This is a genomic window from Gordonia polyisoprenivorans, assembly GCF_017654315.1.
Lineage (GTDB): Bacteria > Actinomycetota > Actinomycetes > Mycobacteriales > Mycobacteriaceae > Gordonia > Gordonia polyisoprenivorans_A.
Genome location: NZ_CP072203.1, coordinates 4,870,330 through 4,884,348, shown reverse-complemented (window position 1 = coordinate 4,884,348; position 14,019 = coordinate 4,870,330). Strand labels below are relative to the sequence as shown.

Annotated in this window: 1 protein-coding gene; it reads right to left on the bottom strand. The window is 69.6% G+C overall.

Annotated elements, in window-relative coordinates; all coding sequences use genetic code 11:
• Window positions 1-31 precede the first annotated feature (31 nt).
• On the bottom strand, window positions 32-13,972 hold the full coding sequence (locus tag J6U32_RS22090; RefSeq protein WP_208792149.1) for a non-ribosomal peptide synthetase: 13,941 nt from the start codon (window positions 13,970-13,972) through the stop codon (window positions 32-34).
• Window positions 13,973-14,019 lie beyond the last annotated feature (47 nt).

The window sequence follows — 14,019 nt, the reverse complement described above, 5'->3', positions numbered from 1 at the left end:
CTCTCGACCGATGGCGGTGGTGGCCGCCGCATCAGGCCTCTGCGATGGCCCGGGCGAACCCGGGTACGTTCTCGCTCTGCAACATTCGGGCGTGCGAGCAGTTCAGCCGGACCTCGTGGACGTGGCCGCGCAGCGCACGGGTCCATCCGGCGATCGCCGCTGGCCCCGGCGGCGTGTCGGCGGTCGCCGAGACGAACACCGCGTCTCCGTCGTACCGGCGGGGATGCCAGGTCTCGGCGAGTCGCGAGGCATCGACGAAGACCCGGTGCACCGCGGCGAACTCGTCGACGTCGAGTGAGGCCAGTGGTCCGCCCGCGGCCACCACCGCCTCCCACGCGCGTTCGGTGGTCAGTTCACCGGAGTGCTCGGGGCGGATACCGAATTCGGCGAGCAGCGCACCGAGATCGGGGGTGGTGTCCAGATCCGGACGTTGTGCGACGACGAAGGCGTCGAGCAACATCAACTGGCCCACCTTCTCGCCGGCCTCGGTGAGTTGCACCGCCATCTCGTGTGCGATGAGACCGCCCAGCGACCACCCGAGCAGATGGTACGGACCGTCGGGGTGGATCGTCCGGATCTGCTCGACGTAGTGAGCTGCCAACGCGCCCACCGAGTCCGGTGACACGCCGCCGCTCAGCGCCGGATGTTGCAGACCGTAGACCGGGCGGTCGGCGGGTAGATGGGTCAGCAGCGAGGAGAAGCTCCACGACAGGCCGATCGCCGGATGGATCACGAACAGCGGGGCCGGGCCGTCGGCGGTGCGTCGACGACGCAGCGGCAACACCGTCGCCATCGCCGACGGTGCCCGATCGTGGTCGTCGGACTCCGGCCCGGAGGTGCCGGTGGTCGTCGTGCTCGCGGAATCGCCCAGTACGGCAGCGAGTTCCGCGGGCGTCGGCGCCGCGAACAGGTCGTTGACCCGGACGTCGCGACCGGTCGCCGCGGACAGCCGCGCGGTCACCTCGGTCGCCGACAACGAGTTGCCGCCGAGGTCGAAGAACCCGTCGTCGGCGTGCACCGCGGACGGCGCGATCCCCAGGATGTCGGCAAAGGTCGACGCGACAAGGGTTTCCGCGCCGGGCCGGGGTGCGCGACCGGCTTCGGCAACGCGTGCGGGTTGCGGCAGCGCCGCGCGATCGAGTTTGCCGACCGGAGTCAACGGGATCTCGTCGAGCACGGTGATACTCGCTGGGACCATGTGTCGTGGCAACCGGTTCGCGACCTGCCGGGTCAGTGCCGCCGTGTCGATCGTGGCGCCGTCGGCGGCGCGGACGTAGGAATGCAGGCGGGCCGGGGCTGCCGATCCCGCCTCGGCCGCGGCATCCTCCACCAGCACGGTGACGGCGAAATCGACTGTCGGATTGTCGCACAGGGCGTCGTCGATCTCACCCAGTTCGACGCGGAAGCCGCGCAACTGCACCTGGTTGTCCGATCGGCCGACGTAGCGCAGACGTCCGAGCTCGTCCCGCGCGACCAGATCGCCGGTGCGGTACATGCGGGCGCCGGCCCAGTCCGGGCCCGCGACCATCGGGACCGGCAGATACCGCTGCGCGGTCAGCGCGGGCCTGCGGTGATATCCGCGGGTCACCTGATCACCGAGCAGATACAGCTCACCGATCACCCCGGTCGGCACCGGATGGAGGCGCGAATCCAAGACCATCGCGGCGACACCGTTGTTGGGTGTGCCGATGGTCAGCGCGCCGACCTCGTTCGGATCGGCTTGCGCCGCAAGCGGTTCACTGCCGGTGACGATGATCGTCGTCTCGGTGGGGCCGTACACGTTGAGCACGGTGCGATCGGGTGCCCAGCGACGGACCAGGTCGGGGCCGTAGGCCTCACCGCCGATGGCCAGGTGCGACAGGGTCGGGACCGACGCCGGATCCATGCTCGCCACCGCCGCGGGTGTGATGAACGCGTGGCTGACGCAATGCCGGTCGATGAACTCGGCCAGAGCCGTGCCGCCGTAGAGGTCCGGCGGAACGATCACCAGCGCAGCCGATCCCGATGCCGCCAGCAGGAATTCCAGTACCGAGGCATCGAAACTCGGGGAGGCGAAATGCAGGACCCGGGAGTCGGTGCCGGGTGCCATGCGGGAGTGCAGTTCGTCGTGGACCGCACGCAGTCCCGAATGCGGGACCAACACGCCCTTGGGTCGCCCGGTCGACCCCGAGGTGTAGATGACGTAGGCCAGGGCATCGGTGCGGTGTACCGGGATTCGTTCGCGGTCGCTGATCGGTGTGGGTGCGCTGCGGCCGAGTCGTGACCGGGTGGCCGTCGAGTCGACGATCACCGTGGGCACGGTGTCGCCGATCCGCTCGGCGACATCGGAGCGGGTGAGCACCAGCACGGCACCGGAATCGGCGAGCATGTGCGCGATCCGGTCGGCCGGGTAGGTCGGGTCGATCGGCACATAGGCGGCACCTGAACGCACGATCGCCCAGATGGCGACGAGCGCGTCGATCGAGCGGGGGATCGCCATCGCGATCACCGGTTCGGTGTCGCCGAGATCGCGTCCGAGGATCACCCGGGCGAGCCGATTGGCGCGGGCGTCCAGCTCGGCGTAGGTGAGCGATTCCTCGGTGCCGTCGGCATACTCGGCCACCGCGGCACAGCCGTCCGGATTGCGACGGACCGCCTCGTCAAACAGCGAGCAGAGGGTGAGCGTCGGCGCCGATTCGGGGCCGCGCGCCGGGCTGACCTCGGCGACCTCGAGCGGATCGGTGATCCGCACATCGCCGATCGGGCGGTCGGCGTCGGTGATCATGGCCCGCACGACCCGCAGCAGACGGGTGGCGAGGATCTCGGTGTCGGCGTGGCCGTAGCGGGTGCGATCGAAGGTCACCTCGAGCATCGCGCCGGGCGCCGACGAACTCGGCGCGGTGCGGGGCGCGAGTCCGGTCACGGTGAACTGGAGATCGAACTTGGCTGCCGCAGCACCGATGTCGAGGACCTCGCCGGTGAGTTCATCGGAGAGCGGCCACGCCGTTCCCAGGAGTCCGTCGCCGAAATCGTGGACCGACAGCGCGATCTGGAACAGCGGATGGCGTCCGGGCCTGCGGTCCGGGTTCACCGCCTCGACCACCTCGTCGAAGGGGGTGTCGCGGCGGTCGAGGGCCGACAGATCGGCATCGCGGACGCGCTCGAGCACCGCGGCAATCGTGTCGTCGGCCCGTACCCGGGTGCGCAGGGCGAGGGTGTTGACGAACATACCGACCATGCCGGTGCAGTCCATGGCGGGACCGTCGTCGTTGGGGCCGGACCGATTGGCGACCGGACTGCCGATCACCAGGTCGTCGCCGACGCCGAGCCGGTGCAGCAGAATCGCCAGTGCGGTGTGCAGCACCGTGAATCCGGTGGTGGCGTTCTCCCGCGCCCAGGCGACGAGGTCGCTGCGCAGGGTGTCGTCGATCGGTACCGTGACGGTGCCCGCCCCGCCGGAACCGGCCTCACCAGCTGCGGCCGCGCGGGTGGCGGGCACGGCGGTCTCGGTGGGCGAATCGGCATGCAGCTCGGACCAATACGCGAGATCATCGCGGTCGAGTGCGGCCGCGCGGATCGCATAGTCGCGGTAGTCGACGTCGGGTTCGGGCCAGGCGTCGGTACGGCCGGCGAGACGCTCGGCGTACGCGGCGGCGAGATCGGCGGCCAGGACGGGCAGCGACGCACCGTCGGCGGCGATGTGGTGGATCACCAGCAGCAGCACATGAGCGCTGTTCTCGTCACTGCTGTGCTCGTCACTGCTGTCCCCGTCGGTCGCGTCACCGTTGCCGGGGTCCGGCGACGGCGCCAGCAGATGTACCCGCATAGGGGCCTGCGACACCGGGTCGATGGGCCGGGAGAGGCGCTCGGCGATCGCTGCGGGCATATCACCGACGGTCTGTACGGCGAGATCACCGATCACCTCGTGGCCGTGCTCGAGGACCACTCCGTGCGGTGCGGAGTTGAGCGCGGGGAACACGGTCCGTAGGGAGACGTGCTTGGTCACCAGGTCGGTGAGGGCTCCGCGCAGTGCGTCGAGGTCGACGCGGCCGTCGAGCCGGATCGCCAGCGGGATCAGGTAGTCCGTCGATGCCGGGTTGGCGCGGGCGATCGACCACAGTCCGCGTTGCACCGGTGCCGCCGGTACCTGTGCAGGCCGTGACACGGTGGGCCGTCCGGTGCTCTCGGATTCCGGGATCGGCTGTGCGTCAGAGGGATTCACCAGCGCCGCGAGATCACCGATCCGTGGGTGATCGAACAGGTCACGAACCCGCAGTGCCGGGCCGTCGTGGCGCCGGTTGAGACGGCTGATGACGGTGGTGGCCTGCAGGGAGGTGCCGCCCAGACCGAAGAAGTCGGCGTCGGCGTCGACCTCGGCGGGATCGACGTCGAGTACCCCGGCGATGGTCTCGGCGACGAGCGCGAGCGGAGAGCGCGCCGCTCGAGCGGCGGTCGCGGGCTCGTCGGCGGGCACCGTCGCCGCGCGCTCCATGGCGAGCAGGGCCTTGCGGTCGAGTTTGCCATTGGGTGTCAGCGGGATCTCGTCGATCACGATCACCGTTGCCGGCACCATGTGTGATGGCAGTGTGCGAGACACGAAGGCGCGCAGGTCGCCTGGGGTGGGGGCAGCGGACTCGACAGCGGCGAGCCGGACGTACCCGAGGAGTGCCGCATCGGCACCGGTGCCACCGACCGCTGCCGCGGCGAAGTCGACGGCCGGATGCGCCGCGAGCGCCGCGCCCACCTCGTCGAGTTCGATGCGGAATCCTCGCACCTTGACCTGATTGTCGCTGCGGCCGTGGAAGATCAGCGAACCGTCGCTTCGCTGGTGCACCACGTCGCCGGTGCGATACATCGGTGTGCCGGCCGGCACACCGGGTAGGTCCGGGGCGGCGACGAAGCGTGCGGCGCTCAGGGCACTGCGGTGCAGGTAGCCGCGGGCGACCCCCGGCGAGATGAGATACAACTCGCCCGGGCACTCGTCGGGTACCGGGCGCAGGCGGTGATCCAGGACGAGTGCGATGGTACCGGCCACCGGTGTGCCGATGGAGATCTCGGCGCCCGGCTCCAGCGGCGCCGACATGGTGGCGACGATGGTGGTCTCGGTCGGCCCGTAGCAGTTGATCATGCGGCGGCCCGGGGCCCAGAGCGACACCTGCTCGGCGGTGGTGGCCTCGCCACCGACGGCCAAGGTCACCAGGTTCGGCAGTTCGCGGTGACGGGCCGTGGCCAGGGCGGCCGGGGTGATGAAGGCATGCGTGATCGCCTGGGCGGCAAGGAAGTCCACCAGCTCGTCACCACCGACGATGTCGGTGGGCGCGATCACCATGGTCGCGCCGGCGTCGACGGCCAGGAGCAGCTCGAGCATCGACGCGTCGAAGCTCGGGGAGGCGAAATGCAATGTGCGAGCGCCGGGTTCGACGCCGTGCCGGTCACGCTGCGAGGAGCTGAACGCGGCGAGGCCGGCGTGCGGCACGATGACGCCCTTGGGTGTGCCGGTCGAGCCGGAGGTGTAGATGACGTACGCGGCGCTGTCGGGGTGTCGGTCGGCACTGGATTCGGCGAGCGCCGCCGCCCGCAGTTCCCCTTCCGGGGTCCGCGGGGAGGCGAAGTGCAGCGGCCACGCATCGAGGGACACGGTGTCGACCCACCACACCGGATGCGGCAGGGTGCCCAGGCGGGTATCGGAGGTGATCCCCAGCAGCGCACCGGAATCGGTGAGCATGTGGGCGATCCGCTCGTCGGGATGGCGCGGATCGATCGGCAACACCGCGCCGCCGGCCAGCGCGACGGCCCAGGTGGCGGTCACCGAGTCGACCGATCGGGGCAGGGCGACGGCGACGACGTCGTCGGTACCGATGCCGAGATCGCGCAGGTGTGAGGCCCACCGTTCGGCGCGCGTGAGGAGCTCACGATAGGTCAGCGCAGCGGTTCCGTCGTCGATGGCGATGGTATCGGGGTGCTCGACGGCCGCGGTCTCCAGGAAGTCGGCGAGGTGACGCGGCGCCGGGGCCTCGTGGTCGGGGATCCGGACCTGGGCGGCTCGGGAGGGCAGCACGTCGTCGAGGGGCCGATCGGGATCGTCGAGGATGGCGTGTGCCAGCGCCACCAGATCGCGGGCGACCGACTCCACGCGAGCGCGCGAATAGACGTCGGTGGCATAGGTGCAGACGAGGGTGTCCGAGCGCAGCCGGATCTCGAGATCGAAACGGGCCGAGCCGGTCTCGACCTCCTCGGCCGACACCTCGAGTCCGGGCAGCTGCGGCAGTGGTAGTTCGGTGGCGCCGTCGCGCATCGACGCGTCGGCGGCCAGCGCGATCGAGAACAACGGATGACGGCCGGTGCGCGGCGGGTTGATCCGGGCCACGAGGTACTCGAAGGGCATGTCGGCGTGCACGAGTGCATCGAGATCACGATCGCGCACCTCATCGAGCAACCGGCCGAAACTCTGCTGCCCGTCGACCGGGGTGCGCAGCACCACCGAGTTGACGAACATCCCGACGATGTCGGCGAGCCGGGGATCTGTGCGGCCCGACACCGGTGTTCCGATCACGACGTCGGAAACGGCGCCGTCGATCTGCACCTCGGGTCGCGCGTCGTGATGCCGCAGCGTCGCGGCCAGCAAGGTGTGCAGGAGCGTGAACTCGGTGACGTGGTCACCGGCGAGCCCGCGCAGCCGGTCACGGATGTCGCGGCCGAAGTCGACGCGGACGACACCGGCGGCATCCGGGGTGGAGTCCTGCCGATCGCCGGCCGAATCATTGTGTGCCGGTGTGGCATCCGGGGCGAGGGCCGGGGTGTGATCCATCCCCGAGAGGGTGTCCTCCCACCAGTCGGCTAGCGTCGCGAGGCGACTGTCCCGGTCGTCGATCCGGCGCGGGTGGACGACCGCGCCGGGATCGACGCCGAGACCCCGGGCCTGCCACCGCAGATGGTCGCGGTAGCCGACCCGGAGAGGCGGTTGCGACGATGATCGACCGTCGCGAATCCGCGCATAGGCGCCGGCGATGTCGTTCGCGAGCGGCGCCATCGACCAGCCGTCGGCAGCAATATGGTGCACGACGACGGTCAGCTTGTGATGATCGGAGTCGCCTGTGGGCGAATCGATCCGGTGCAATGCGACCCGCAGCGGGGTGTCGCGGGTCAGATCGAACGGTTGCCGCGCCATTGCGCGGGCCGCCTGCGGCCACAGCTCGGCGGTGGTGTGCTCGAGCGCGAGATCGACGGCGGCATCGTCGGTGTCGAGGACCCGCAGCTCGGGCCGCCCGTCGACGTCGGGATAGATGGTGCGCAGCGGCTCGTGACGATCGACCGCGTGGCGCAACGCTTCCCGGAGCGCGTCCACGTCGAGGTCACCGCGCAGTTCGAGGGCGAAGGCGATCGTGTACGAGGCGGTGTCGGCGTCGGGATCATCGGCGCCGAGACGGTTCAGGAACCACAGCTGTTGCTGCGCCGGCCCGGGAACGACGGGACCGTCGTCGGACTGCGGGGCGGGTGCCGTACCCGGTGTCGGGTCGACTGCGCCGACCTCGCCCGCCAGCCGCGCCAGACCGGCCACGGTGGGATGGGCGAACACCTCGCGGACCTCGATACGACGCCCGCCGAGCTGTTCCAGCGCGCCGGCGAGGTGGGTGGCCAGCAGCGAGTTGCCGCCGAGCTCGAAGAAGTCGTGATCGCGACCCACGCTCGCCGGGTCGAGTTGCAACCGCTCGGCGATCACCTGCGCCACCATGCGTTCGGCGGCACCGACGGGCGCGACGTATTCACCGGTGTCCGAACCGATCTCGCCGACCTTGCGGGCGGCGACGGTCTCGGGGTCGGCGAGCGCGCGGCGATCGATCTTGCCGATCGGGGTGGTCGGGATCGCCGACAGGGCGACGATACTGCGCGGAAGCATGTGCGCGGGAAGGTGATCGCGGATGCGGTCGGAGACGCCCGCGAGTGCCGCGGCGGGATCGACGTCGCCGTCGAGCGTGACGAACGCGACGATGCTCGCGCTCTCACCGGAGCCGCTGGTGATCGTGACCGCGGAGGCGACGGCGTCGTCGGCGGTCAGTACCGCGTCGATCTCGCCGAGTTCGATCCGGTGCCCACGGATCTTGGTCTGATCGTCGGTACGCCCACGGAACTCCAGCTCGTGCTCGGCGGTCCACCGCACCAGATCGCCGGTCCGGTACATCCGGTCGCCGGGTGCACCGAAGGGGTTGGCGATGAAGCGCTTCGAGGTCAGCGGCCGAATACCGTGATAGCCGCGGGCGAGATGTGGTCCGGCGATGTACAACTCGCCGACCGTGCCGGGTGTGACCGGCTGCAGCCGCTCGTCGAGGACCATTGCGGCGATCCCACGGATGGGTCGTCCGATGGTGATCGTCGAATCCAGCGGGGTGATCTGCTCGGAGACGGTGGCCACCACCGTTGTCTCGGTCGGCCCGTACGCGTTGAACAGGGCCGGGCCCCGCGACCAGTCGCGCACCGCCTCGGGATTGGGGTGTTCTCCGCCGATCACCAGCGCGTGCAGACCCGGCACGTCGTCGGGACCCATGGTGGACAGCAGAGACGGCGTGAGGAAGGCGTGGGTGATGCCGCGGTCGTTGATCAGTTCGGCGAGTTCGCGTCCGCCGACGAGTCCCGGCGGGGCGATGTGCATGGTCGCTGCCGCCGCGATCGCCATCAGCATCTCCAGGACCGAGGCGTCGAAACTCGGCGAGGCGAGGTGCAGTGTGCGTGACCGGGCGGTCAACCCGAAGTGCACCACCTGATGCGCCGCGAAGTCGGCCAGCCCCCGGTGACTCACCACGACGCCCTTCGGGGTGCCGGTCGTGCCGGAGGTGTAGATCAGGTACGCGGGGTGATCGACCGACAGCGGTGCGGGTCGTTCGCCGGCGGTGATGGGTGCGTCGTCATGCCCGGTCCAGCCGTCGGCCTCGTCGAGAACGACGACGCGCCGATCGCCGGCGATGCCGCTCACCGCCGGTGCCGACGCCGAATCTGTCAGCAGCAGAACGGCTTGCGAGTCGTCGATCATGTAGGCGATCCGCTCGCTCGGATAGTTCGGATCGACGGGCACCCACGCCGCTCCGGTTCGCGTGATCGCCCACACCGCGGTGATCGTGTCGACCCCGCGGGGCAGGGCGACCGCGACGAAGCACTCGGGGCCGGCTCCGAGATCGAGCAACTCGCGCGCGAGCCGGTTGGCCCGACGGTCGAGCTCACGGTAGGTCAGGGCGGCGGTCGCGTCGCGCACCGCGATGCGGTCCGGTTCGGCGCGCACGGCCTCGGTGAGGAGGCCGGTGAGATGTTCGCCGGGACGTCCGGCGATGCCGACGGCCGGGACGAGGCCGAGACGCTCGGCGGGATCGAGGAGGGTGATGTCGCCGATGGGGCGTGCCGGGTCGGCCACGACCGCCTCGAGGATGCGGCGCAGTCGGGTGGCCAGTGAGGTGATGGTCGTCGCATCGAACAGTGCGGTCGCATAACCGATCTCGAGCGAGAGCCCGGCCGGCGTGCCGTCGGCGGCGTGCCGCTCGGTGAAGGTGAACTGCAGATCGAACTTGGTGTGGCCGACGTCGATCCGCGAGGCGGTGGCCGACAGATCGGCGAAGTCGAGATCGATCGCGTCCGCGCCGTCGCGGCCGGCGCCGTGACCGCCGGTGATCGCGTCCTCGAGAGCGACCGACACCGAGAAGAACGGGTGATGGCCTGCGGCGCGGGTCGGATTGAGCTCGGTGACGATCCTGTCGAAGGGCAACTCGGCGTGGTCGAACGCATCGAGATCGACGGTCCGGACGGTGTCGAGCAGGGCATCGAATCCGAGGTGCTTGTCCACGCGGGTGCGCAGCGGAACGGTGTTGACGAACATGCCGATGAGATGGTCGAGGTCGGCGTCGCCGCGACCGGCGACCGGCGTGCCGATCACCAGATCGTCGTGGGTGGACCCGGTGCGCAGCAACGCGGCCACCAACGCGTGCAGCGCCATGAAGGTGCTCGCTCCGCGGGATTCGGCGGCGGCGTGCAGGGCGGCGTGCGTGTGCGCGGGCAGCCAGGCGCTCACGGTGGCGCCGCGCGAATCGTATTCGCGGGGCCGGGGGCGGTCGACGGGCAATTCGGTTTCGGTGGGTGCATCGTCCAGCGTCGCCCGCCAGAATTCGAGATCGTCTGCAGCGGAAGAGCTTTTCATGGCCGCGTGCTGCGTGGCGCTGAATTGCGAGTAGGACACCCCGAGCGGCTCCCACTCGGGGGCATGCCCGGCCGCGCGACTGCGGTACGCGGTCGCGAGGTCGTCGGCCAGCGGCGTCAGCGACCACCCGTCGGCGGCGATGTGGTGGATGACGATCGTCAGACGGTGATCGTCGGAACCGGCCCGGACCAGACGGGCACGCAACGGGATGTCGTGGGCGAGATCGAAGGGGGCGCCGGCGAACTCGAGATCGCTCACGGCCCTGTCGGTCTCGGTGACGGTCAGATCGATGTCGACGTCGGCGGCGTCGTGCACCTCGATGCAGGCGGTGCCGTCGATCTCGGTCACCGTGCTGCGCAGCGGTTCGTGGCGGGCGATGACGTCGACGAGAGCCGCGTGCAGTGCGTCGACGTCGAGTTGGCCGACGAGACGAACCGAGAACGGGATGTGGTAGTTGGCCGAGTCGGTGGAACCGAGCCGGTCGGTCAGCCACAGGCGATGCTGGGCGGGGGACAGCGGAACCGGACCGCTGGGGGAGTGCCACCGGGTGGAGTCCGGTGCCGCATGGAGTGCGGTGTCGTCGACGACGGTGGCCAACGCGCGCAGATCGGCGGAGTCGAAGATGTCGCGGATACCGACACGGCGCCCGGTCGCGCGGGACAGTCGCGCCGCGACACGCGTCGCCGACAGCGAGTTGCCGCCGGCATCGAAGAAGTTGTCCGACATCGACATCGACGAACGCCCGAGGACCTCGCCGACGAGGTCGGCGACGAGGTGTTCGGTCGCCCCGACCGGCTCGACGTGCGCACCGGAGTCGGCGCGCTCGGGTACCGGGAGGGCACGACGATCCAGCTTGCCGTTGGCGGTGGTCGGCATGTGTTCGAGGAGCATGAGGGTGGTGGGCACCATGTGGGCGGGGAGTCGTTGCGCGAGTTCGCCGCGCAGGTCGCGGGAATCGAGTCGGTCACCGCACAGATATCCGACGAGCACGACGTCACCGTCGACGACGTCGTCGCGCAACGCCACCGCTGCCGAGGACACACCGTCGAGTTGCGCGAGCACCGTTTCGATCTCACCGAGTTCGACCCGCTGGCCGCGGATCTTGACCTGGGAGTCGCTGCGGCCCAGGTATTCCAGGGCACCGTCGGTGCGTCGACGGACGAGATCTCCGGTGCGGTAGAGGCGTCGGCCGTCGGCGGCGGCGATGAATCGCGACGCCGTCAGGTCCGCTCGGGCGGCGTATCCCCGGGCCAACTGCGGTCCGCCCAGATAGAGTTCGCCGATTGCGCCCACCGGCTGCGGGCACAGGCGATGATCGAGGACGATCGCGTCGGTGTTCCAGACCGGGGTGCCGATGGGGGTCACGGTGTCGTCGGCGCGGCAGTGGTCGTGGTGGGTGACGTCGATCGCGGCCTCGGTCGGGCCGTAGAGGTTGTGGATCGGTGCGTCGGTGACGCGTGCGGTGGCGGCCACGGTGGCCGGGGTCAGCGCCTCGCCACTGGTGATGATCCGCCGCAGGCTACCCAGAGTGCTTGTTGCCGTGTCATGTTCGGTGCCGAGAGTCTCGGCGAAGGCCGCCAGCATGGACGGCACGAAGTGCACGGTGGTGATCGCGTGACGGTCGATCACCTCACGCAGATACCAGGGATCGCGATGCCCGTCGGGGGTCGGCACGACCAATGCCGACCCGGAGATGAACGGCCAGAAGAACTCCCACACCGACACGTCGAAGGTGGCGGGGGTCTTCTGCAGCACCCGGTCGCCGGGGGCGAGCCGGTAGCGGTCCTGCGTCCAGCGCAGGCGGTTGGCCAGCGCGCGGTGGGTGATCGTGACGCCCTTGGGCATGCCGGTCGACCCGGAGGTGAACAACACGTAGGCCGGCTGATCGGGCAGCGGACGCGACGGGCGGATGCCGGATTCGGCGGGCGCGTTCTCGATGGTTGCCGAATCGCTGGGAGCAGTGAACAATTCGGACACGGTCAGGGTGGCCGCTGCTGTGGGCAGTGCCGGTCCGTCGGAGTCCACGATGATCGCGGTGGGGTCGGCGGTGGCGACGATGTGAGCGAGTCGCTCGGCCGGTTCGCCCGGATCGATCGGCAGGAATGCGGCACCGGCCCGCATCACCGCGTGCAGCGCGACGACCTGCTCCACACCGCGTGGTAATGCGACACCGACCACCGACTCCGGTCCGATACCGCGCGCGGCCAGAGCGTCGGCGATGTGCTGTGCGAGTGCGGTGAAGTCGGCCAGATCGAGTGCTTCGCCGGAGGTGGCGTCGACGATCGCGGTGCCTCCCGAACGGGTGTGCCCGGTGTGGGTGCGCACCGCCTCGTCGAGCAGGTCGAGGACCGTTTCGTCGCCGAGATCGACCGAGTCGCCGTGTGATGCGACGTCGATCCGGCTCTGTTCATCGATTCCGGGCAGCGGCAGTGAGGTGATCGGCAGGCCGGAGTCGGACCGGACGAACCGTTCCAGGAAGTCGATGATGCGATGGTGATGGGTTTCGATCTCCTCGGGGGAGTACAGGTTCGGGTTCGCCTCGAGATCGAGTCGCATCCCGCCGGTGAATCCGTCGTAGACGTTGATCGAGGCATCCTCGACGGGCCCGGTCGACAGGACGTTCAATTCGCCTCGAAGAGTGGCGAAATCGATGTGCTCAAAGAACAGCATCACGTTGATCATGGGGCCGAAGAAGCCGCGCCGTCCCGACGGCGAGTCCAACACCCGACCGGTGATGTCCTCGTGGCGGAAACGCTGATGGCGCAACGCCGCCCGGACGTCGTCGTTGGTGGCCCGGATGAGATCGGCGATGCTGCGCGGGGTGTCGTCGGCGCCGAGCCCGACGCGGATCGGGATGACGTTGGACGTCAGACCCGCCGAGGTGCGCAACAGGTCGTTGTCGCGGCACGCCACCGGCAGCGAGGTCATCGCCTCGGTGCGGTTGTTGAGTTTGGCGAGGTAGGCCGAGACCGCGGCGGTGATGACCGACGCCACCTTCACATGATGGCGTTCGGCGACCTCGCGGATGGTGGCGATCAGGTCGGCGTCGAGGATCGCCGGGCGCACCATCGCCACCGGAGCGGCCGGTGCCGATCCGGTGGACAGCGAGGTGATCTCCGCGGGGGCGCCGGACTCGTCATGCAGACGCGAATTCCAATACTGCAGAGCAGCATCGAAATTGGGCGATTCGCGCCAGTCCCGGTCGAATTCGGCGACCTGTGCCATCGTCGCGGTGTTCGCGGGCGGTACGTCGGAACCAGTGGCCAGTGCGGTGTAATGCGCCGCGACGCGCAGCATCATGTACATCGCCGCGTAGCCGTCGAAGGCCAGATGGTGCCCCCAGCAATACCAGATGCTGTGTCGGGGGCCGAGTTCGAGCAGGTAGGTCTCGAGTAGTGGGTCGGAGAACAGGTCGGTCGGCTGCGAGCGGTGCTCGTCGATCCAGGCTAACGCGGCCGCGCGCGGATCGTCGGCGGCGGAGAAGTCGCGGCGGTGCAGCGGAATGGTGCGGGTGTGATCGACCCGGACCTGGGGCTCCCCGTCTTGCGGCTCACCGTCTCCGGATTCGCCGGCGTGGCCTACGGCGTCGGGGGAGACCAGGGTGATCAGACCGGACTCGGTCTCGACAGAGGTGGCAGCGACCGCGCGGCACATGAGGTCGGCGTCGACGGCGTCGTGGAACTCGGCAAATGCGGCAACCGACATCGGCACCTCGGGCTCGAGGAGCTGCGCGTAGTAGATGCCGCGCTGCGCCGCCGTCATCGGAATGGCGCCATCGGTGTCGGTGAGTTCGATGGTCAGGTCGTCAACACTCATGAGGTGCCTCCTTGGCGTGAACCGGAGTCGGTGCGGTGCCGGGTGTG